Raw genomic sequence first — 21,319 nt, forward strand, 5'->3', positions numbered from 1 at the left:
AGGTGCTTCCCTTCGATCAGCGCACCGGTGCGATCTGGCTCGACGGCTCCCTCGTCCGGTGGGCCGACGCGCGCCTGCACGTCCTCAGCCACGGACTGCACTACGCCAGCAGCGTGTTCGAGGGGGTACGCGTCTACGGCGGCGCCCCCTTCCTGCTGCGGGAGCACATCGCGCGGCTGCGCTCCTCCGCACGCCTCCTCGACTTCGACCTGGAGTACGGCGACGAGGTACTGCACGCCGCGACCCTCGACGTGGTCGCCGCGGCGGGCATCCGCGACGGGTACGTGCGCATGAACGCCTGGCGCGGCTCGGAGGTCATCCAGACGGCGGCGCTGCACACCTCCGTGCACACCTCGGTAGCCGCCTGGGAGATCCCGGCCGGCTACTACGCCTCGGCCGACGCCCTCGACCAGGGCATCAGCCTGCGGACCGCCGAGTACCGCAGGCCCTCGCCGCAGTTCGCGCCGGTCAAGAGCAAGGCGGCGGGCAACTACATGATCGGCACGGTCAGCAAGAACCAGGCGCTGCGGGCCGGCTACGACGACGCGTTGCTGCTGGACGACGCGGGCCTGATCGCCGAGGCCACCGGCGCCCATGTCTTCTTCACCCGTGCGGGCGTCCTGCACACGCCCACCACCCGCTGCACGATCGACGGCATCACCCGCGCCCAAGTGCTGGAACTGGCGCGCCGCGAGAACATCCCTTGCTCGGTGGAGTATCTGAGCCCCGCCTTCGTCCGCGAGGCGGACGGCGCGTTCATCTGCGGTACGGCGTGCGAGCTGCTGCCGGTCTCCCGGATCGACGACCACGCGTACGTACCGGGCAAGAACTCCGTGATCCGCAGGCTGATCACCGGTTACGGTGCCCTCACCGACGCCGGGGAGGCCATACGACCATGGGGGCACTGAACGCGCTGGAGAAACTCGTACCGGTGGTGCTGGCCTTCGGCTGCGGAGTCCTGCTCGCACGCCGCAAGGTCGTGCCCGCGGACAGCTCACGGGCCTTCGCCGACTACGCGTTCCTCTTCGCGGTCCCCTGCTATCTCTTCGGCAATATCTACCGCAGCGATCTGGGCGCCCTGTTCGACTGGCGCGCCATCCTGGCGTACGCGTCCACGGCGGCCCTCGCGGTGCTGACGGTCGGCGTTCTCGCGACTCTGGGCGGCGTACGCGATCCCCGGGGCATCGCGCTGCGCATCATGGCCGGGGTCCAGGTGAACACGGCCTACTTCGCCGTACCGGTGTTCATCACGCTCTTCGGGAACGCGGCCCCGATCTTCCCGGTCCTTCTCTTCCAGGTCTGCGTCCTGACCCTCGTCATCATCTCGATCATGGAGCTGGGGCGTCCGGAGCGCGACGGCGCGGGGACGGGGCCCCGGCTGCTGCTGCGCGCCGTGGGGGCCTCCCTCGTCACCCCGGTCGTCCTCGCCTGCAACGCCGGCATTCTGCTCAATCTGCTGTCGCTGCACGTCCCGAAGGCGGTCCTGGACGGCTTCTCGTTCGTGGGCGACAGCGCGTCCCCCGTGGCGCTGTTCGCCCTCGGACTGCACCTGGGCGGCAGCGGACTCACCATCCGGGGCACCACCCGCGAGGAGATCGGGCTCATCGCCTTCAAGTGCCTGGTCTTCCCGCTGATGACCTGGGCGGTCTGCGCCACCGTCTTCGGCGTCGACGGCGACTGGCTGAAGTACCTCGTGCTCATCGCCGCGATGCCGGCCCCGCAGAACCTGTTCATCTTCGCCCAGCGCTACGACGTCGGCGTCGACATGTCGGCGTCGCTCGTCATCAAGAGCTCGGTCACGGCCCTGTTCCTGCTCCCGCTGTGGATGCAGTGGGCGGTGCACGTCGGCTGAGCGGCCCGAACTCTCCAACGGAGGCGGAAGCATGACCACGACCATGGAAGCGAGCACACGCACGACCGGCATCGGCATCCGGCGGGTCGCCGGGCACATCGGCGCCGAGATAACGGGAGTAGACCTCGGCAAGGACCTCGACGACGCCACGGTGGCCGAGATCCGGCAGGCCGTCCTCACCCACCGGGTCGTCTTCTTCCGGGGCCCGGACATCGGCCATGCCCGGCACGTCGCGTTCGGACGGCGTTTCGGCGAGCTGACCCGGCGACCTGGCAAGAAGCACGGGGTCGCTCCGGACGGCTTCCCGGAGATCCTCACGGTGGACCCGAAGGCGGACGTCGAGCGCTACGGCGCCGACTTCGAGGAGCACTACCGCCGCAAATGGGTCTCACCCCTCGCCGGTTGGCACAGCGACCTCACACAGGCCGTCAACCCGCCCGACGCGTCGATCCTGCGGGCGGAGACGACGCCCCTGTTCGGCGGAGACACCCAGTGGACGAACACCGTGGCCGCGTACGAGGGCCTGTCACGGCGCCTGCGCGACCTGCTCGACTCGCTCCGGGCCGAGCACGCCTTCTTCACCGGTGTCCATCTGCGCCACTCCGACGAACGCGACCGCGAGATCCTGAAGCTCTACTGCGAGGATCCGCAGGTCGCCCACCACCCCGTCGTCCGTGTCCACCCCGAGACGGGGGAGAAGGCCCTGTTCGTGAGCCCCGGCTCCACCACCCGGATCGTCGGCTTCACCGAACTGGAGAGCCGCCGTCTCCTCGACCTCCTCTTCGAGCACCTGACCAGTGCCGAGTACACGGTCCGCTTCCGCTGGGAGCCCGGCTCCATCGCCTTCTGGGACAACCGCACCACGTGCCACCTCGCCCCGACGGACTTCGCCCAGCTGCGGGCGGACCGCGTCATGCACCGCGTCACCCTCCTCGGTGACACCCCCGTGGGCCCCGACGGCTTCACCTCCCGACAGGTGACGGGGGAGCCCCTGCGGGCCTGGTGATGCGCCTGCGGGTGTCAGGACGCGTACGAGGCGTTGACCGACTCGCCCGAGAAGCGTGCGCTGAGCCCGTTCGCCGTGGTGGTGACCGAACGCAGGTGCAGGCCCTCGGGGATGTTCCGCAGCCGGATCGGCTTCTCGAAGACCTTGTCGAGCAGCACTTTCCCGGCGGCGGGCAGTACGCCGCCCGTGACCTGGAAGTTCCGGAACCTGATGCGGTTGCCGGACTCCGCCGAGACGGTCGTCGTCACGGTCACCTCGTCGCCGAACGGCAGTTGGACGCGCGCGCCGACCTGGCCGGGACGGGTGCCTTGGGACATCTCAAGACCGAGGGCGTTGGAGACGTCCGTGTACGACAGGTGGGCGGTCGCTTCCGCCGAACTCGCCCGTGCCTCGCTGTTGTCGTCGGACTTCCGCAGTCCGTTCAGCCGGAGGTCGAGTTCGGACACGGGCAGCGGGCGGGCCGACCCGTCGGCCGGTATGTCCTGCGCGGTGATGTCCACGTGCCGCAGGGTGCCGGAGGCCAGCTGGGCCAGAACGGGAAGGCCGCGGACGTGGACCTCGGGCCGCTCGGGCGTGTCCATGCCCTCCTGGAATGCCTCGGCCGTCCGCGCCTCCACACGCGACGCCGCGACACGGTCGACCACCACGGGAACGACAGCCAACGTGAGCAGGGCGGCGACGGCGATGACGACCGGTCGTCGGCGCCTGCGGGGCGCGGGCGGCTCGTACGGTTCGTAGGGCTCGTAGGACTGGTTCGTGTCGTCGTCGCCGTATGCGTACGGGGGCTGTTGCATGAGCTCTCCTTTCGGCGGCGCGGGCGGCCATCTGCTCGCGGGTCCAGCCCCGGCTCAGGCAGCCGACAAGCAGATCGAGAAGAGGACGGTGCGCCGCCAACTCGCCGCCGACGGTGCCCCGTACGGCACCGAGTCCAGTTCGGCGCGCATCGTGAAGGCGAAGTCCTCGTACGGCTGGGTTTCGACGGCTCCGAAGCGGACGGCGCCGGCATTGGTGTAGAGGATGTCGATCCCGCCGAAGGCATCCACCGCCTCCCCGACCCGGCACGGACCGATTCCTCGTCCGTGACGTCGAGCGGGCCGGGGGTGAGGGCCGTGCCGCCCGCCTTCGCGACGAGGCGCTGGGTCTCCAGGGCGGCCTCGTGCCGCAGGTCGCCGCCGACGACGAGCGCGCCCTCGGCGGCGAAGCGCAGCGCCGCCGCTCTGCCCTGGCCGCGGGCCGTACCGGAGATCAGGGCCACCTTGCCTTCGAGGCGTTTCACGGTGCCTCCCCGCGCAGCGCGTCGGAGACGGACTTGACGCCGCCGTGCGCGGTGAGCCCCCCGTCGACCGGGATCTCGGGCGCCCTCGCGGGCAAGGGCCTCGGCCTCGGCGGCGCCCTGACCGCGGGCGGCCCCGGTGACGACCACGACCTTGCCGAGCAGCCGCTTGGGGTGCAGATCGTTCACGGCCGCTCCCGGGTACGTCGGCGGGCCGCGGGGATCGGCACCGGATCGGTGCCGGGCACCACCGTGTTGGACGTGGTGCCGATGCCCTCGACGGTGAGCGTGACCGTGTCACCGGGCTTCAGCGGTGGCGGTTCCCGCCGCCCCCGTACGCCCCACAGCTCCGCCAGGCAGCCGCCGTTGCCGCAGGTGCCCGAGCCGAGGACGTCGCCGGGGCGGACGACGGTGCCCCGGGAGGCGTAGGCGACCATCTCCTCGAAGGTCCAGCTCATGTTGGACAGCAGATCCTTGCCGACGACCTCGCCGTTGACCTCGGCGGTGAGCGCCAGACGCAGGAAGCCCTCGGCGTCGCGGTACGCGTCCAATTCCTCGGCGGTGACCAGATACGGGCCGAGGGTGGCCGCCGTGTCCTTGCCCTTGCACGGGCCGAGGCCCACCCGCATCTCACGGGACTGGAGATCACGCGCGGACCAGTCGTTGAAGACCGTGTAGCCGACGATGTGGTCACGGGCCTGTTCCGGGGTGAGGTCGCGGCCCTCGCGGCCGATGACGGCCGCGACTTCGAGTTCGAAGTCGAGGACCTGCGCCCCGGGGGGCACGGGCACGTCGTCGTACGGCCCGAGAACCGCGTACGGATTGGTGAAGTAGAAGGTCGGGGCGTCGTACCAGGCGTCGGGCACCCCGGCGGCGCCGTCCACGGACCGGCGTACACCTTCGACGTGCTCCTCGAAGGTGACGAAGTCGCGGACGGTCCGGGGCTCCAGCGGCGGCAGCAGGCGCACCTCGGCGAGGGGGACCGCGGGGCCCACCGGGCGCACCCCGACGGCCTCGACCGGTGAGGTACCGTCCGGCAGCGCGCGTACGACGCCGTCCTCGACGACGCCACGCAGACGACGGCCCTCGTGGACGTAAGTGGCTAGGCGCATGTGTCCCTCACACCGGCGGGGCGACGAACACGCCGCGGTCGACGTCGTTGAACGACTCCTTGGCGACCAGCTCGTTCATGGGGTTGGCGGTGCCCCACTGGTCGGCGACTTCGGGCTGGGAGAAGTCGTAGACGTGCGGGTGCCAGGTGTCCTCGTCGAGGACCTCCAACTCCGTCGTGTACTCGACGGTGTTGCCGTGCGGGTCGAGGAAGTACGTGAAGGTGTTGTCGCCCGCAAGATGCCGTCCCGGGCCCCAGATCTTCCGGTGGCCGGCCCGGATGACGCGCCCGGAGCCGCGCATGTACTCGTCGAGGCCGCGCATCTCGAAGGAGACGTGGTGCAGGGCGGTGTGCGGACCCTGGGCGATGGCCATGGAGTGGTGCCGGCTGCTGATGCGCATGAAGTGCATCGCCTCGCCCATCCTCGGGTGCATGAGGGTGTCGGAGAGGCGGAAGCCCAGGTGGCGCTCGTACCACTCCCGAGTCCGGTGCAGGTCGGGGGAGTTGAGGACCACGTGCGACAGCTTGACCGGGATCGACTCCTTCTCCTCGATCCTGCGGTGCCGCCGGACGTCCACGTCGGCCGACACCTCGATGGTGCGCCCGTCGACGTCGAAGAAGCGGAAGCCGTAGCCGCCGCCGGGGGTGTCGACCTTGCCCGGCTGGGAGATCAACTGCACGCCGGACGCGGACAGTTGCTCCGCGAGGGTGTCGACGCCGGCCGCCGATACGGCCCCGTACGAGACGAGGTCCAGCCGCTTCTCGTCGGCCTTGCGCAGCCGTACGACGTACTGCTCGGGCGAGCCCTCGGCCGCCAGGAAGGAGATCCCGGAGTCCTCGGCCACCTTGGTCAGGCCCCAGACGCCGGCGTAGAAGTCGAGCTGCTTGTCGTGGTCGGGCACGGCGAGGTCGACGTGGCGGAGGTGGGTGAGCAGGCGCATGGTGGTCAGTCCTTCCGGAGGAGGGCGGCGGCGTTGCCGCCCCGTACGGCGTGGAAGTCGGCGTCGGGCAGCCGCGCGGCGCGCAGGGCGCCGACCGGGTCCTCGGTGCCCATGTCGAAGGGGAAGTCGGAGCCGAGCAGGACGCGGTCGGCGCCGACGGCACGGATCAACTCCCGCAGGACGTGCGGGTCGTGGACCAGGGAGTCGAAGTACAGGCGCCGCAGATAGCTGCTGGGCAGGTGGGCGCAGCCCGCGCCCGCGTCCGAGCGGGCGGACCAGGCGTGGTCGGAGCGGCCGATGTGGGTGGGCAGGTAGCCGCCGCCGTGCGCCACGATCAGCTTCAGTTCCGGATGCCGGTCCAGGACTCCGGAGAAGATGAGATGGGACAGCGCGACGGCGTTCTCGGTGGGCTGCCCGACGACGTTGGACAGGTACCACCGGTCCAGTCGCTCGTCGAGCGTGCACCCGAAGGGATGCAGGAAGAGGAGCGCTCCGGTCTCCTCGGCCCGCGACCAGAAAGGTTCGTACGCCGGATCGGACAGCTCCCGGCCAGGTGCGTGACTGGAGATCTCGACACCCGACAGGCCTTGTTCCAGGGCGTGTTCCAGGGCACGCACCGCCTGGTCCGGGTGCTGGAGGGGGGCGAGCCCGAGCCCCTTGAGCCGGTGCGGCGCCTGGGCGCAGTGCGCTGCGGTGGCCTCGTTGGCCAGCCGGTACACCTTCTCGGCCGTCTCCTCGTCCGCCCAGTAGTGGTAGTGCGACGGGGACGGACTGACCAGCTGCACGTCCACGCCCTGGGCGTCCATCGCGGCCAGCCGCAGAGCGACCTCGGTCGCCTTGGGAACGCTCTCGCGGACCATGGCGCCGCTGACGGCCAGGGCCGCGGGGCCGTTGCGCCGGGCGTCCAGTGCCTTCGCCTCGGCCGAACCGGGCAGGTCGGCCACCAGTGCCTCGACCTCGGGCAGCAGGACATGGGCGTGCACGTCGATGGTGGGCGCCGTCACGGCAGCTCCTTCAGGATGGCCATCGTGCGGCCGATCAGGCCGGGCGCGTCGCCGCGCACCCCGTCCAGTTGCCACTGCCCGAGCTGCACGGACGCCTCGACGACGGTCCGCACGCGCGGGATGCGGCGCTCGTAGTACGCCTGGAACAGTTCGTCGTCCCAGGCCCGCCCGCTGGTGAGCAGCTCGGCCAGGACGGAGGCGTCCTCCAGGGACATGGCAGCCCCCTGGGCGAGGGTGGGCGGGCAGCAGTGGGCGGCGTCACCGACGAGGACGACCCGGCCGCGGTGCCAGGAGCCCTCGACCAACAGCCGGTCGAACCAGGTGTAGTTGACCTGTGCCGGGTCGTCGAGGTGCTGGACGATCTCCGACCAGACACCGCCGTAACCCTGCGCGAGCCGGCGCATCTCGTCCGCGTACGCCTGCGGAGGGATCGAGGCGCGGTCGCGGCACGCCTCGACGACGTACGCGTAGATCGTGTCCTCACTGGTGGGGCAGTAGCCCGCGATGTAGGCCGGACCGCCGTACGTCAGGTCCGTGCGCGTGACGCCCTGGGGGCGCGGGGCGGGGGCGCGCCAGATGGCCATGCCGGTCGGCTCGGGTTTCGCGGTGATACCGATCGCGGCTCGGGTGGCGGAGCCGAGGCCGTCGGCGCCGACCACCAGGTCGTAGCGGCCGGCCGTGCCGTCGCTGAAGCGCACCGAGACGCCCTCGGCGTCCTGCTCCAGGCTCTCGGCGGTGGTGCCCAGGCGTACGGTGGCGCCGGACACGCGAACGGCGTCCATGAGGATCTGCTGCAGCCGGGGCCGCTGCATGCCGAGGGTGGCGGGCAGGTCCTCGCCGCCGGTCTGCAGGTCCTCGGCCACGTGGAGCAGGTTTCCGTCGGGGGCGGTCACGCCCAGCGAACCGAAGGCGAACCCGTAGGTGCTCACCTGGTCCCACACGCCGAGTTCGCGCAGCACACGCAGGGCGTTGCCCTGGAGGGTGATACCGGAGCCGGTGGTGGCGTTCCAGTCGGGCCTGGCCTCGATCAGGTCCACGGCGGGGCCGGCGCGGCGCAGCAGGATGGTCATGGCGTTGCCCGAGGGGCCGCCGCCGACGACGAGGACGGTGCGGGGGTTGGTCATGGGAAACTCCCTTGTTCCGCCGGTCACTTGACGGCGATCGGATTGACCGGGGAGCCGACGGCTCCGGTGATGGGCAGGGGTGCGGCGGTGAGCCAGAACTCGTACACGCCGTCCCGCGCGCAGTCGACGGCGAGCGCGTCCAGGTCCCACATCTCGCCGATGAGGAGGCCGATGTGGGGGATGGCGACCTGGTGCAGCGGCTGGAAGGCGTGCTCGAACTCGTTCGGCCGGACCTCGAAGCCCCAGGTGTCGGTGGCGATCGCGGCGATCTCGGTGCGGTGCAGCCAGCCGGCCGTGGTGAAGGACAGGCCGGGCGAGTCGCCGCCCGCGTAGTCGCCCCAGCCCTCGCGACGGGCCCGCGCCAGCCGCCCGGTGCGTACGACGACGATGTCGCCCGGGCCCACGCTCACCCGGTGGGCCTCGGCGGTCGTGGTCAGGTGCTCCTCGGTGACGGCGAATCCGTCGGGCAACTCACCGTCATCGCCGATGACTTGGCCTACGTCGAGGAGTACGCCCCGCCCGGCGACGTACGGCGCCATGTGTTCGATGCCCGTGACCAGGTCGCCGTCGGAGGTGACGGTCCTCGCGGCGTCACGTCCGTTCCATGCCTTGCCGTGGTCGAAGATGTGCCCGAGCCCGTCCCACTGGGTGGAGCACTGCAGCGGCATGCTGATCACGTCGTCGGCGCCGCCGATGCCGTGCGGGAAGCCCTGGTTTCCGAGGGCCGCGTCGGTGCCGGTGTCGAGCATGGTGTGCACGGGGTTGGTGCGGCGCCGCCAGCCCTTCTGCGGTCCGTTCATGTCGAACCGCTGGGAGAGCGAGAAGCTCACGCCCCGCCGGACGAGGGCCGCGCCCTCGCGGCGCTTGCCCTCGTCGAGGAAGTTGAGTGTGCCGAGCACGTCGTCGGCCCCCCAACGTCCCCAGTTGGAAAAGGACTTGGCGGCATCGGCGATCGCGCCCTCGGGGTCTTCGCGGTTCACGCGTCCTCCCCGACACATCGCGTGCGCTGTGCGCCCAGTCCCGTGATCGAGCCGTCCATCACGTCACCGTCGCGCAGCAGCCGCCCCCAGTGCATGCCGTTGCCGGCCGGGGAGCCCGTCAACACCAGGTCGCCGGGCAGGAGGTGCGCGGTCTGCGAGGCGTACGACACCATCCGCGCGACGCCGAAGATCATGTCCTTGGTGGACTCGTCCTGCATGGTCTCGCCGTTCAGCTTCAGCGTGACCCGCAGGTCGCCCGGGTCCGCGATCGACTCCGCCGGAACGATCCACGGGCCGAGCGGGGTGAATCCGGGTGCGTTCTTGCTGCGCAGCCAGTCGGTGCCGATGGCCGGCATGTCCCGGCGGAAGACGGTGGCGCGGTCGGTGAGGTCGTTGGCGATCGTGTAGCCGGCCACGTAGTTCAGCGCTTCCGCCACGGAGACCCAGTAGGCCGGTGCGGCGACGACCGCCGCCAACTCCAGTTCCCAGTCGGGCTTTTCGGCCCAGGCGGGGAGTACGACGTCGTCGTACGGGCCCGCGATCGCGCTCGGCAGACCGATGAAGACGTAGGGCAGGTCCTCGGCCGCCCGCCGGTCCATGATCTCGGCGATCTCCGCGCGCGCCTCTTCGACCGTGCGGGGGTCGTCGGGGGAGCGGTGGGCGACCTCCAGGTCGATCACGTGCTGCCGGTAGTTGGCGCCGGACTGGAAGACCTGGCGGGGCTCGACGGGTGCGTGGACGTGCAGGCCGTCGAGCGGGAGCCGGTCGCCGGTCGTGCCGGTTGCCAGTGCGTGCAGGCGGGGAAGCAGCTCCTCCCAGCGCTCGAAGATCGCACGCGCGGTCAGAGCAGGCTCGCCGAGAACCGTACGAAGGTTCAGCACGCTGCCCTCCGGGACCACGAGACCGGGGAAGGGCTCCCGGCCGGGGACGGAGACGGTGCCGAGGGCGAAGGGTCCGGAGAAGGACGCGGAAGGGGCTGCGGGTTTCACGGGGGATGTCCTCCTGATTGCGATGTGACTAATCTGGCCCCGCACTTCGCAATCTGGGAAATCGATTCTGTGGATGCGGATCATCCAGCCCGTTGATGCCACGCCTCTGTGTCCTGGGAGCACGCCGTGAACCTGGCCAGCCTCGACCTCAACCTCGTCGTCGCCCTGCGCGCGCTCCTGGAGGAGCGCAACGTCACCCGCGCGGGCAGGCGGATCGGCCTCAGCCAGCCGGCGACGAGCGCCGCCCTCGCCCGGCTCCGGCGCCACTTCGATGACGACCTGCTCTCCCGCGTCGGCGGCCACTATGAGCTGACGGCCCTCGGCCAGGTCCTCCTCGACCGCACCTCGACCGCCTGTGACCTGCTGGAACGCCTCTTCACCAGCCAGGCCGACTTCGACCCCGCCACGGAGTCCCGCGAGTTCACGATCATGGCCTCCGACTACGCGGTCGCCGTCTTCGGCGCCGAACTCGCCCGCACCCTCCACCGGGAGGCACCGGGCATCCGGCTGCGCTTCACCCAGACCCCGACCGGCATCATCGAGGCGGCCGGCACCGCGCTCAGCACGAGCGACGGCCTGCTCATGCCGCACGGCATCATCAGCGACTTCCCCGCCACCGAGCTCTATCAGGACCAGTGGGTCTTCCTGGTGGCCGACGACAACCCGGAGGTGGGCGACCACCTCACCCGGGACGACCTGGCACGGCTGCCGTGGGTGACCTACCTGCGCACGTACGATTCCCCGGCCGTCCGCCAACTGGGCATGCTCGGCATCGAGCCGCGGGTCGAGGTGTCCGTCGACAGCTTCCAGGTGCTGCCGTTCATGGTGGCCGGCACGCGGCGCATCGCTCTCATCCAGGAACTGCTCGCCGAGCGGCTGCGCGGCCTCGCCCCCGTACGGATCATGAAAGCCCCCTACGAAGCCGTACCGCTCCGGGAGGCGCTGTGGTGGCATCCGGTCCACACCCACGACGCCGCGCACATCTGGCTGCGGGAGACGGCCGCGCGAGTCGCCGCCTCGGTGAACGGGCAGGCCATCCATGGGGCGGATGAAGGTGATCCGGGAGATCGATCGCGTGAGGGCTAGGTCATCGGCCTGGCCACGGCCCTCGCCAGCGCCGCCACCGTGGCCGGCTCGATCACCTTCACCAGACTGCGCGGCGAATCCGGGGGCCGGCTGCCCGCGGTCTTCGCCCTGTGGGGGCCGGATTCGTGGTGATGGGCCTGTCCGGCGACCCCGTACTCCTGGTCATCGGCGCGGTACTCAACTGCCTGGGCTGTGGAGTCCTGTTGCCCTCCCTGCTCACCGTCGCGCTGTCCCGGCTGGACTACGCCGACCGTGGGCGCGGCACCGGTCTGTGGACGGCGGCGTTCTTCGCGGGCGAGTTCGTCTGCCCGCTCGTGCTGATCGCCGCCGAGTCGGCGGTCGGGAGCCTGGCCGGCGCCGTCGGTCTGCTGGGCCTCGCCTCGGCCCTGACGGCGGCCGGGCTGCTGTGGGCCCGTCGGCGGGTGTCCCTCGCGGAGGAGATCCCGCGGCCGTAGGTGGGGGGCCGGGGTGCCGTGAGGTCGGCGATGGCGGTGGCGCTGCGGCTTATGTCGCGGACCCCACTCCAGGTCGAGTTGAGTGGGGACCAGGAGTCGCGGAAGTCGCCTCACTCCAGGCCGAGTCGGGTGGGGACCAGGCCGACGGCGCCCGTGGGGATGCCGGCGGCGGAAGCCGCCACGTGACCAGCGGAACCCGCCCCGTGACCAGGTGCGTGGCCGCCTGCTCAGGCAGGGTCCGCGTCGCGGCTCCCGAGCACCCCCAGAATGCGCTCGGCGGCCAGTGTGGCCGTCAAGCCGCCGTCCCTGACCTGCTGTTCGAGGGCGGGCGCGAGGGCCCGTACCGCCGGGTCGGCGTGCAGGCGCCCCAGGAGTTCGTCACGGACCATGCTCCAGGTCCAGTCGACCTGCTGGTCACGGCGCTTGGCAGCAAGGCGCCCGGTCGAATCCAGCAGCGTGCGGTGCTGTTCCAGACGTTCCCAGACGGTGTCCAGGCCGGTCGACTCTCGGGCACTGCAGCTCAGCACGGGCGGGGTCCAGACCGCGTCCCTGCCGTGCATCAGCCGCAGCGCGCCCGCCAACTCCCGTGCCGCCGCGCGGGCGTCGCGCTCGTGCGGGCCGTCCGCCTTGTTGACGGCGATCACGTCCGCCAGCTCCAGGACACCCTTCTTGATGCCCTGCAACTGGTCGCCGGTGCGGGCGAGGGTGAGGAGCAGAAAGGAGTCGACCATGTTCGCGACCGCGGTCTCGGACTGGCCGACGCCGACGGTCTCCACGAGGACGACGTCGTAGCCGGCCGCCTCCATCACCACGATCGACTCGCGGGTCGCCTTGGCGACCCCGCCCAGCGTGCCCGCGGTGGGGGAGGGGCGGACGAAGGCCGCCGGGTCCACGGCCAGGCGCTCCATGCGGGTCTTGTCACCGAGGATCGATCCGCCCGTGCGGCTGGAGGAGGGGTCGACGGCGAGCACCGCGACCCGGTGTCCGAGCCCGGTGAGCAGGGTGCCGAACGCGTCGATGAACGTCGACTTGCCCACGCCGGGCACCCCGCTGACACCGATCCGCCGCGCCCGGCCGCTGTGCGGGAGCAGCTCGGTCAACAACTCCTGTGCGAGCGCGCGGTGTTGGGGACGGGTGGACTCGACGAGGGTGATGGCGCGGGCGATGACGGCCCGCTTCCCGTCAAGGACGCCCTTCACATAGGCGTCGACATCGATCACAGGTCGTGCCCGAGGCCGGCCGACAGCCGTGCCACCAGATCGTGGGCGGCGTCCGGGATCACCGTCCCGGGCGGGAAGACGGCCGCCGCACCCATGTCCAGGAGCGTGGGCACGTCCTGCGGCGGAATCACCCCACCGACCACGATCATGATGTCCTCGCGTCCCTCCTCCGCGAGCTGCTCGCGCAGCGCCGGTACGAGGGTGAGATGCCCGGCGGCCAGCGAGGAGACCCCGACGATGTGCACATCCGCCTCGACGGCCTGGCGTGCCACCTCGGCCGGGGTCTGGAACAGCGGGCCGACGTCCACGTCGAAGCCGAGGTCCGCGAAGGCGGTGGCGATGACCTTCTGGCCGCGGTCGTGGCCGTCCTGGCCCATCTTGGCGACCAGGATGCGCGGGCGGCGGCCCTCGGCCTCCGCGAACGCGGACACCAGGGTGCGGGTGCGCGCCACGGACGGGGACTCGCCTGCTTCGTTGCGGTACACGCCGGAGATCGTACGGATCTGGCTCGCGTGCCGGCCGTAGACCTTCTCCAGGGCGTCGGAGATCTCGCCGACGGTGGCCTTGGCGCGAGCGGCGTTCACCGCCAGTTCCAGAAGGTTGCCGTCGCCTCCGGCCGCCCGGGTGAGCGCGTCGAGCGAGTCCTGGCACGCCCGCTCGTCCCGTTCCTCGCGCAGCCGCCGCAGCTTCTCGATCTGCTGGGCGCGTACGGAGGAGTTGTCGACCTTGAGGACCTCGATCTGCTCGTCGCTGTCGACGCGGTACTTGTTGACGCCGATGACCGGCTGGCGCCCGGAGTCGATGCGCGCCTGGGTACGGGCCGCGGCCTCCTCGATGCGCAGCTTGGGGATGCCCGCGTCGATGGCCTTGGCCATGCCGCCCGCAGCCTCGACCTCCTGGATGTGCTGCCAGGCCCGGCGGGCGAGGTCGTACGTCAGCTTCTCGACGTAGGCGCTGCCGCCCCACGGGTCGATGACCCGGGTGGTGCCGGACTCCTGCTGGATGAGCAGCTGCGTGTTGCGGGCGATGCGCGCCGAGAAGTCGGTGGGCAGGGCGAGCGCCTCGTCCAGCGCGTTGGTGTGCAGCGACTGGGTGTGGCCCTGGGTGGCCGCCATGGCCTCCACGCATGTACGGGTCACGTTGTTGAACACGTCCTGCGCCGTCAGCGACCAGCCGGAGGTCTGCGAATGGGTGCGCAGGGAGAAGGACTTGGCGTTCTTCGGGTCGAACTGCTTCACGAGCTTCGCCCACAGCAGCCGGGCCGCCCGCAGCTTGGCGATCTCCATGAAGAAGTTCATGCCGATCGCCCAGAAGAAGGAGAGCCGGGGTGCGAACGCGTCCACGTCCAGACCGGCTTCACGGCCCGCCCGGATGTACTCCACCCCGTCCGCGAGGGTGTAGGCCAGCTCCAGGTCGGCCGTCGCGCCCGCCTCCTGGATGTGGTAGCCGGAGATGGAGATGGAGTTGTAGCGGGGCATCCGCTGCGAGGTGAAGGCGAAGATGTCGGAGATGATCCGCATCGACGGCTTCGGCGGATAGATATAGGTGTTGCGGACCATGAACTCCTTGAGGATGTCGTTCTGGATGGTCCCGGCCAACTTCTCGGGCGGTACTCCCTGTTCCTCGGCGGCGACGATGTAGAGCGCGAGCACCGGCAGCACGGCGCCGTTCATCGTCATCGACACGGTCATCCTGTCCAGCGGGATGCCGTCGAACAGCTGCCGCATGTCCAGAATCGAGTCGATCGCCACGCCCGCCATGCCGACGTCACCGGTCACGCGCGGGTGGTCGCTGTCGTAGCCGCGGTGGGTGGGCAGGTCGAAGGCGACCGACAGGCCCTTCTGGCCGGCGGCGAGATTGCGCCGGTAGAACGCGTTGGACTCCTCGGCGGTCGAGAAGCCCGCGTACTGGCGGATCGTCCAGGGCTGGTTGACGTACATCGTCGGGTAGGGGCCGCGCAGATACGGGGCGACGCCCGGGTAGGTGCCCAGGAAGTCGAGGCCCTCCAGGTCCTGCCCGGTGTAGAGCGGCTTGACCGGGATGCCCTCCGGGGTCTCCCAGAGCAGGTCGTCCCCGCCCGCCGCCTTCTTCACGGCCGTACGCCACTCCTCGGCGCCGCCGCCGACGGTGGGGGTCCCCAGCTCGATCCCGGAGAAGTCGGGGATTTTCATCAGGACACTCCCATGCGGTCAAGGGCGGCGGACAACACGGCCACGGCGTCGCAGCCCGCGAAGACGTACGAGTCGACACCGGCGTACTGACCGGGACGACCCGCGAGGAACACGTGCGAGGCACCCGCCGACCTCAGATCGGCGGCCACGGTCTCCGCCTGCTCCTCGTACAGCGCGTCACTGGAGCACAGGCAGACCTCCGTGGCACCGCTCTCCTCGAACGTGCCCTCGGTGACCGGCTCGATGCCGCCCGCCTGGAAGAGGTTCGAGGCGAAGGTCGCCCGCGCGGTGTGGGCGGCGGCCGGACCGATCGTGGCAAGCAGGACGCGCGGCCGGGAGCCGGTCGCCGCGAGGTGGGCGTCGGAGCGGGCGCGCAGTGCCTCGTACGCCTTGTCGCGCCGCACACGCGGCAGCCCGCCGGACGGCGGCTCGGGCGCGCTCTCGCGGACCACCGGCTTCTCCGCCAGGTGCGGGAACTCGCTGACGCCGGTGACGGGTTCGCGCCGCTTGGCGAGCTTGCTGCTGCGTGCCTGCCAGGTGCCGGCCAGGTCCTCCCCGAGCTGTCCCGAGCGCAGAGCGGCCGCCTGCCCGCCGAGCCGCTCGATCCGCTGGAAGAACTCCCAGCCCGAGTGGGCGAGTTCGTCCGTCAGCCGCTCCACGTACCAGGCACCGCCCGCCGGGTCGATCACCCGGGACAGGTGCGACTCCTCGATGAGGATCGTCGAGGTGTTGCGGGCGATGCGCCGCGCGAACGCGTCCGGCAGCCCGAGCGTGTGGTCGAAGGGCAGCACGGTGACCGAGTCGGCTCCGCCCGCCCCGGCGGCCAGTGCGGCGATGGTCGTGCGCAGCATGTTCACCCATGGGTCGCGCCGCGACATCATCACCGGCGAGGTCACGACGTGCTGGAGCTGTGCCCCCGAGCCCGGGGCTCCGCAGACCTCGGCCACCCGGGCCCACAGCCGGCGCGCGGCCCGCAGCTTGGCGATCGTCAGGAACTGGTCGGCGGTCGCCGCGTACCGGAACTCCAGCTGCGCACACGCCTGTCCGACGCTCAGCCCGGCCTCGGTCAGCTCCCGCAGATACGCGACCCCGGTCGCCAGTGAGCAGCCCAGTTCCTGGGCGGCCGAGCCGCCGGCCTCGTGGTACGACAGCGCGTCCACCGTCAGCGCCCGCAGCCCGGGGTACTCCTCGGCGCACAGCCGCGCGAGGCCGGCCGCCGACGCGAAGTCGAGGGCCTGTCCGGTACGGGCCTCGTGACCGAGCGGATCCGCGCCCAGGTTGCCGCGCGCCGCGTCCTGGGCGACGCCCCGCTCCTCGTACAGCCGCAGCAGCTCGCGCGCCGAAGGCTCCACTTCATGCCCGGCGTCGAGGACGACGGGGGCCAGGTCGAGATGGACGCCGTCGAGGGCGTGGCCGAGCGACGGCGCAGGAATGCCCGCCTCGCCGACGACGAGCCACAGGGAGGTGACGCCGTTCTCCAGGTCCGCGAGCACCCCGGCGCCGTCGGCCGTCGTGTGCCGCTGGCGCACGTCCCAGCCGCCGACCGTGTTTCCCTCGGCTCGGCTGCCGCGCACGAAGGGCGCGAGCCCCGGGAAGCCCGGCTCGGGCGCGCTGTCGTGCGCGGTGTACAGGGGGCGGGTGCGCAGCCCGTCCTCCAACGCGGTGGACAGGGCTTCCTCGGCCTGAGCACCCTCGACGTCCTTGCCCGACTTGCGCAGCACGCCCGCAACAAGGCGCTGCCACTGCTCGTGGGTCACATCAGGGAACTCGGCGGCCAGTTCAAGCCCGTCGTCAGGCAGGACCGTCATGCTCAGATGCTAGGCCAGAGGCGCAAAGGAGCAGCAGAGGGCACGGCTGTGACCTTGCCCTCTCCGAGGATGTGACCTGGCCCTCGTTCGGTCTTGAAGTCCGCGCAGGTCACGTACTACGACAGTATGCGTGTGACCCGGGCGTGGTGCGCGGCCCCGGTCGAAGGGGTCGCGCACCACGCGTCGACGAGGGCCGGATGCCACGAGGTGAGGAAGACGACCGGCCCGGGCCGCGTACCGGGCACAGGCAACACGGTCCGGCGCCGGCCCAGGGACCGGAAGAGGTTCAGTGCCGTGCTGTCCGCGTCCGGCCGGGCCTGCTCGCTGCCGCGCTACAAGCCCTGGTCAGGGGGCCTGCCGGGGCAGGACGAGGAGATCACCCGCTGCGGCTGCCCGGCCAGGCCCGTTCCGTCAGGGACGGGCCCTCCCCGGCAGCAGAAGGTCAGACTCGGTCGGCGGCGATGAGGAGGTACTGGAAGGACCCATCCTTGTAGGAGTTGATGAACGCGTCCTCAATTCCCGTGACCAGCGAAGACGTTGCCCGCAGCTCCCAGTAGGGCAGAGTGGCGGGGGTGAGGTCGACGACGGCCTGTGGCACGAGGCGATTGTCGGCCATGGCACGCAGGTACTCCCGGCGCGAGTGGATGTTGCACTCGAAGTGCGCGTTGATCTGGGAGACCCGCTTCGAAGGCTGGCCGTACCGCGGGTTCCAGCAGCCGGTGATGGTCACGTAGCGACCGCCGACCTCGAGGATGCGGGAGTGTTCCGCGAAGAGGTCCTGCAGGTCGACGTACATGCTCGACTCGTTGTTCCACGAGGCCGCGGCCTGCCCGGTCTCGAAGGGCGTGGAGAGCATGTTGCAGACGCGGGCGCGTACGTGGTCCTGGATGCGGAGTTCGTGGGCCCGCCGGTTGGCGAAGTCGGCCTGCTTGGCCGACAGCGTTACACCTTCGACCTTGCATCCGAAGCGTCGGTGCGCCATCACCATCGACCCGCCGCGCCCGCAGCCGGCGTCCACCAGGGTGTCGTCATGCCCGATGTCGCCGAGGTGCCCCAGGAGGACATCGGCCTGCGCCGACTCCAGTCGGTGGAGCTCGGCGATCAGCTTCTTCTCGCTCTCGCCGTCCTCAGCGTCGCCGAGTGCGGAGTGGTCGACTTCACCGATGCCGTAGTGGTGGTGGTAGAGACCGTCGACATCGCCGAGACGCAGGTTCACGGGCCTGGCCTCCCCGTCCCAGTAGCGGGCGATGTCTCCCTGGTAGGGAGTCGCCGGGCCGGGGATGAGCAGAGGGTGGTCGGTGGCGGTGAGTTCGGTGCTGGTCGTGCTGATCACAGATGAGTCCATTCTTCCTACCAGAAGTCGGGCAGGCTGTAGCGATAGGTGTTGGTCTGGTGCCAGTGGTGGTTTCCGTCGACCCAGGCGGCCACGCCTCGCAGGAAGCGCTGCACGGTTGGGACGGGGCAATCGACGGCCAGGGCCGCCGCGTTGCTCTCGAAGTCGTGCATGAGGTCGTTGTGGACCTCGACCGACTTCAGATAGGCGTCCCGGTCGGAGAGGCCCTCACGTTCGGCGATCACGACGGGCAGGTTGAGGTGCCGCCCGGGAGCGTCGAGCTCCTTGGTGTACGAGTACAGGTCGTTCACGATGGTCGTCGCGTTCCCCGCGAGCGCGATGACCTTCTGCATGGCGGTCTGGGCATGCAGGTCCGACGGCAGCTCGTAGCCGCCGACGGTGTCGGTGATGGTCGGACAGGGGCGGAAGTTGTTGAACTGGCGCATCGCCAGGTACTCCCACACCTCGGGTACGTGGTCCATCTGGGCCCAGGCGGCTTCGGCGAGGTACCCCAGGTGAAGCCGGGCCATGTCGTGCCGGAATCGGTCGGTCTGGGAGGGGCTGGCTGCTTGGCCGAAGTAGTCCATGGCGGAGCGGTAGGCGCGCCGAGGCGCGTCCGCATGGAGCGACTTCGCCCATTGCGCCCGGTACTTCTCCGTCGTGTAAACGGGGTCGAGTGCGGTGTGCGCCAGCAGAAGGCGTTCGCCGAGGCCGTCGGGCGAGCCCCCGTGGTCCTCGCAGTAGCAGTCGTCCACCGCGTTCTCGGCCACCATCAGGCGTGTGGCGATCATCAGGTGGTCGATGGTGGGTGCGTCCGGATGGCAGCCGACCATGTAGCGGCCCACGGAGAAGCCGTCGAACTGCTCCTCCCAGTCCTCGGGATACAGGGAGACCTCGTCCAGCGCCCAGGACTTGATCCTTCGGCTGACCTCTTCGACCCGCACCGGGTCGGGCTCGGCCGGCTGGTGGTAGTAGAGGCCCGGGATCGGCCTGCCTTCCGCCGTAGCTGCCGACGGCTCCGAAGGCGTCGGCAGATGCTCCCGCAGGATCAGTCGCAGGCCCGCCGTGCCCAGGCCGCTGGGCCCGCGCAGGATCCGTTCCAGGTCGGGGATCGGTGTCGGCACCACGGCTGTCGGGGCATCGGGGGGCGACGGTGCCGGCACGGAAACCGCAGGCGGTGCGGGCACGGACGGCGCAGACGGTGGGCCGCCGGTGACAGCCTTGATATCGCAGGCACGGGCCGCGGCTTCAGCGAGGACGTGCGCCCCGAAGTGGGCAGCGGCCGCCGGCAGGCTCGATTGCGGAGGTGTCGGCTCAGGCGCGGGCATCAGTGGCTCCTTCGTGGGGTGGGCGGCTGTCCCGGGGCCTTTCGGGTGGGCCCGCTACCTGGGCCAGCGGGCGATCTGCACGTTCTCCAGCACGCCGACCGCGTCCGGCACGAGGACGGCGGCGGAGTAATAGGTGCTGATGAGATAAGAGGTGATGGCCTGCTCGTTCACGCCCATGAAGCGGACCGACAGGCCCGGTTCGTACTCGTCCGGCAGACCTGTCTGATGAAGACCGATGACACCCTGGTTGTCCTCGCCGGTACGCATGCAGAGGATCGAGCTGGTCTTCTCCTTCGTGATGGGGATCTTGTTGCAGGGAAGGATCGGAACCCCGCGCCAGGCCGGGACCTGCTGACCACCCAGGTCGACGTGGTCCGGATAGAGCCCGCGGGCGTTGAACTCACGCCCGATCGCCGCGATGGTCTTCGGGTGCGCGAGGAAGAACTTGGACCCGCGACGGCGGCAGAGCAGCTCGTCCATGTCGTCCGGGGTCGGCGGGCCGGAATGCGTCTGGAAGCGCTGCTTGAAGTCGGCGTTGTGGATCAGGCCGAACTCCCTGTTGTTGATCAGCTCGTGCTCCTGGCGCTCGCGCAACGCCTCGATGGTGAGCCTGAGTTGCTCCTTGGTCTGGTTCATCGGTCCGTTGTAGAGGTCCGCGACCCTTGTATGGATCCGCAGAATGGTCTGCGCGACCGAGAGTTCGTACTCGCGCGGATTCAGTTCGTAGTCGACGAACGCGCCGGGCAGCTCATGCTCGCCGGTGTGGCCGGCCGACATCGCGATCTCCGCCTCGCCGCGGTGGTTCTGCCGTTGGCGGGGAAGCGACGTGAACTCTTCGATGTGGTCCCGCAGGCCCGGCGCCGTGGACAGCACGGCCTCGAAGTCGGCGCGAGACAGGGTGAGCAGGGTGCCCGAGGTCTCGGCGGTGGCGGTGTGCTCCCAAGGGGCGTTCCCGTCCAGCAGGGCGTTGTCCCCGAACCGGTCGCCATCGGCAAGTACGTCCAAGGCGACCTCGTCGCCGTACTCGCCGACGGAGGCCCGGCTGATGCGGCCGTGGGCGATCAGGTGGAGCTGATCCGCGGGCGCACCGCGTTCCACCAGCGTCTCGCCGGCCCGGAAGTCGCGTTGGACGCACCGATCGGCGAGGGCCGTAAGTACCTCCACGTCGTCGAAGCCGCGCAGCAGGGCCAGTTCGCCGAGCTCACGGGGGATCACCCGGACGTCGGCGCCGTCCTGGACGAACTCAACGCGCCCGTCGCCGACGGTGTAGGTCAGGCGACGGTTCACCCGGTAGACCCCGCCCTTGGTCTCCACCCAGGGGAGCATCCGCAGCAGCCAGCGAGAGGTGATCTCCTGCATCTGCGGGGCGGACTTGGTGGTGGTGGCGAGGTTGCGGGCGGCCGCCGTGCCGAGGCTGGATTGCCGGGGTGGCTCCAGTCGCGCCTCCGGGCTCGAGTCAACAGTCATCGGGCGAGCTCTCCTTGTTCAGGGCGGCGATGGCACGTACGTGGGTGTCATCGGACAACAGGGGGAAACGGGGTATATGAAGGGAAATCAGTCCAGATCCAGGTGAACACTAACGGCCGCTTCGCCCCGTGGACCAAGGAAAGTGGGCGACATTAACTCGATGCGATGATC

19 protein-coding genes are annotated in these 21,319 nt (G+C 70.4%); 5 read left to right on the plus strand and 14 right to left on the minus strand.

Annotated elements, in window-relative coordinates; translation table 11 throughout:
* The first annotated feature begins 2 nt into the window (after positions 1–2).
* From OG390_RS40125 to OG390_RS40135, 3 genes are read left to right on the plus strand one after another with little or no spacing between them, the layout of a single operon-like run.
* Complete coding sequence (locus tag OG390_RS40125) at positions 3–908, plus strand: aminotransferase class IV (protein WP_406174806.1); 906 nt, start codon at positions 3–5, stop codon at positions 906–908.
* Positions 896–1,852, plus strand: a complete 957-nt coding sequence (locus tag OG390_RS40130) for an AEC family transporter (protein ID WP_406174808.1) — start codon at positions 896–898, stop codon at positions 1,850–1,852. The genes OG390_RS40125 and OG390_RS40130 overlap by 13 nt, the downstream gene beginning before the upstream one ends.
* A 31-nt stretch (positions 1,853–1,883) precedes the next feature.
* Positions 1,884–2,858, plus strand: a complete 975-nt coding sequence (locus tag OG390_RS40135; protein ID WP_406174810.1) for a TauD/TfdA dioxygenase family protein — start codon at positions 1,884–1,886, stop codon at positions 2,856–2,858.
* 14 nt (positions 2,859–2,872) lie between these two features.
* Here the strand turns inward: OG390_RS40135 and OG390_RS40140 are convergent, their stop codons facing one another.
* From OG390_RS40140 to OG390_RS40175, 8 genes are all read right to left on the minus strand, one after another.
* On the minus strand, positions 2,873–3,652 hold the full coding sequence (locus OG390_RS40140) for a DUF2993 domain-containing protein (RefSeq protein WP_406174812.1): 780 nt from the start codon (positions 3,650–3,652) through the stop codon (positions 2,873–2,875).
* A gap of 54 nt (positions 3,653–3,706) precedes the next feature.
* Positions 3,707–3,901 carry a hypothetical protein gene (locus OG390_RS40145; protein WP_406174814.1) on the minus strand — a complete coding sequence of 65 codons (195 nt, stop codon included), beginning with the start codon at positions 3,899–3,901 and terminating at the stop codon, positions 3,707–3,709.
* A gap of 415 nt (positions 3,902–4,316) precedes the next feature.
* Entirely contained in the window at positions 4,317–5,243 is a 927-nt protein-coding gene (locus tag OG390_RS40150) for a fumarylacetoacetate hydrolase family protein (RefSeq protein ID WP_406174816.1), read from the minus strand.
* Between the two features lie 7 nt (positions 5,244–5,250).
* Complete coding sequence (locus OG390_RS40155; protein ID WP_406174818.1) at positions 5,251–6,183, minus strand: VOC family protein; 933 nt, start codon at positions 6,181–6,183, stop codon at positions 5,251–5,253.
* Positions 6,184–6,188: 5 nt separating this feature from the next.
* A complete protein-coding gene (locus OG390_RS40160) occupies positions 6,189–7,187 on the minus strand; it encodes an amidohydrolase family protein (RefSeq protein WP_406174820.1) in 999 nt (332 codons plus the stop codon).
* Positions 7,184–8,311 (minus strand): FAD-dependent oxidoreductase, encoded by a 1,128-nt coding sequence (locus tag OG390_RS40165; protein ID WP_406174822.1) that lies wholly within the window; start codon positions 8,309–8,311, stop codon positions 7,184–7,186. The genes OG390_RS40160 and OG390_RS40165 overlap by 4 nt, the downstream gene beginning before the upstream one ends.
* A 23-nt stretch (positions 8,312–8,334) precedes the next feature.
* Positions 8,335–9,291 (minus strand): cyclase family protein, encoded by a 957-nt coding sequence (locus OG390_RS40170; protein WP_406174824.1) that lies wholly within the window; start codon positions 9,289–9,291, stop codon positions 8,335–8,337.
* Complete coding sequence (locus OG390_RS40175) at positions 9,288–10,280, minus strand: fumarylacetoacetate hydrolase family protein (RefSeq protein ID WP_406174825.1); 993 nt, start codon at positions 10,278–10,280, stop codon at positions 9,288–9,290. Before OG390_RS40175 ends, OG390_RS40170 begins: the two co-directional genes overlap by 4 nt.
* A gap of 126 nt (positions 10,281–10,406) precedes the next feature.
* On the opposite strand from OG390_RS40175, the gene OG390_RS40180 reads away from it, so the two are divergent.
* Together OG390_RS40180 and OG390_RS40185 are read left to right on the plus strand one after the other, a co-directional pair.
* Positions 10,407–11,366: a LysR family transcriptional regulator gene (locus OG390_RS40180; protein WP_406174827.1), complete on the plus strand. Its 960-nt coding sequence runs from the start codon at positions 10,407–10,409 to the stop codon at positions 11,364–11,366.
* A gap of 110 nt (positions 11,367–11,476) precedes the next feature.
* Positions 11,477–11,821, plus strand: coding sequence for a hypothetical protein (locus tag OG390_RS40185; protein ID WP_406174829.1), 345 nt, complete (start codon positions 11,477–11,479; stop codon positions 11,819–11,821).
* A gap of 227 nt (positions 11,822–12,048) precedes the next feature.
* Here the strand turns inward: OG390_RS40185 and meaB are convergent, their stop codons facing one another.
* The 6 genes from meaB to OG390_RS40215 form a co-directional block, all read right to left on the minus strand.
* Complete coding sequence (gene meaB, locus OG390_RS40190) at positions 12,049–13,041, minus strand: methylmalonyl Co-A mutase-associated GTPase MeaB (protein ID WP_406174830.1); 993 nt, start codon at positions 13,039–13,041, stop codon at positions 12,049–12,051.
* Positions 13,038–15,212 (minus strand): methylmalonyl-CoA mutase, encoded by a 2,175-nt coding sequence (scpA, locus tag OG390_RS40195; protein WP_406174832.1) that lies wholly within the window; start codon positions 15,210–15,212, stop codon positions 13,038–13,040. The genes meaB and scpA overlap by 4 nt, the downstream gene beginning before the upstream one ends.
* Entirely contained in the window at positions 15,212–17,020 is a 1,809-nt protein-coding gene (locus OG390_RS40200) for a methylmalonyl-CoA mutase family protein (RefSeq protein WP_406174834.1), read from the minus strand. The genes scpA and OG390_RS40200 overlap by 1 nt, the downstream gene beginning before the upstream one ends.
* 442 nt (positions 17,021–17,462) lie before the next feature.
* Positions 17,463–18,365, minus strand: coding sequence for a geranyl diphosphate 2-C-methyltransferase (locus tag OG390_RS40205; protein ID WP_406174835.1), 903 nt, complete (start codon positions 18,363–18,365; stop codon positions 17,463–17,465).
* A 5-nt stretch (positions 18,366–18,370) separates the two neighbouring features.
* The gene (locus tag OG390_RS40210; protein WP_406174837.1) at positions 18,371–19,681 is read right to left on the minus strand and encodes a family 2 encapsulin nanocompartment cargo protein terpene cyclase; all 1,311 of its coding nucleotides are present in this window, start codon (positions 19,679–19,681) and stop codon (positions 18,371–18,373) included.
* A 54-nt stretch (positions 19,682–19,735) separates the two neighbouring features.
* Positions 19,736–21,148, minus strand: a complete 1,413-nt coding sequence (locus OG390_RS40215) for a family 2B encapsulin nanocompartment shell protein (RefSeq protein WP_406174839.1) — start codon at positions 21,146–21,148, stop codon at positions 19,736–19,738.
* Between the last annotated feature and the right edge of the window lie 171 nt (positions 21,149–21,319).

This window comes from Streptomyces sp. NBC_00996 (genome assembly GCF_045162675.1).
Taxonomy (GTDB): Bacteria; Actinomycetota; Actinomycetes; order Streptomycetales; family Streptomycetaceae; genus Streptomyces.

Bases quoted from the DNA above. Each gene is read 5' to 3' on its own strand.
- OG390_RS40130 (WP_406174808.1), top strand. From the start codon at position 896: ATGGGGGCACTGAACGCGCTGGAGAAACTCGTACCGGTGGTGCTGGCC.
- OG390_RS40135 (WP_406174810.1), top strand. From the start codon at position 1,884: ATGACCACGACCATGGAAGCGAGCACACGCACGACCGGCATCGGCATC.
- OG390_RS40140 (WP_406174812.1), bottom strand. From the start codon at position 3,652: ATGCAACAGCCCCCGTACGCATACGGCGACGACGACACGAACCAGTCC.
- OG390_RS40150 (WP_406174816.1), bottom strand. From the start codon at position 5,243: ATGCGCCTAGCCACTTACGTCCACGAGGGCCGTCGTCTGCGTGGCGTC.
- OG390_RS40155 (WP_406174818.1), bottom strand. From the start codon at position 6,183: ATGCGCCTGCTCACCCACCTCCGCCACGTCGACCTCGCCGTGCCCGAC.
- OG390_RS40165 (WP_406174822.1), bottom strand. From the start codon at position 8,311: ATGACCAACCCCCGCACCGTCCTCGTCGTCGGCGGCGGCCCCTCGGGC.
- scpA (WP_406174832.1), bottom strand. From the start codon at position 15,212: ATGAAAATCCCCGACTTCTCCGGGATCGAGCTGGGGACCCCCACCGTC.
- OG390_RS40200 (WP_406174834.1), bottom strand. From the start codon at position 17,020: ATGACGGTCCTGCCTGACGACGGGCTTGAACTGGCCGCCGAGTTCCCT.
- OG390_RS40205 (WP_406174835.1), bottom strand. From the start codon at position 18,365: ATGGACTCATCTGTGATCAGCACGACCAGCACCGAACTCACCGCCACC.
- OG390_RS40210 (WP_406174837.1), bottom strand. From the start codon at position 19,681: ATGCCCGCGCCTGAGCCGACACCTCCGCAATCGAGCCTGCCGGCGGCC.
- OG390_RS40215 (WP_406174839.1), bottom strand. From the start codon at position 21,148: ATGACTGTTGACTCGAGCCCGGAGGCGCGACTGGAGCCACCCCGGCAA.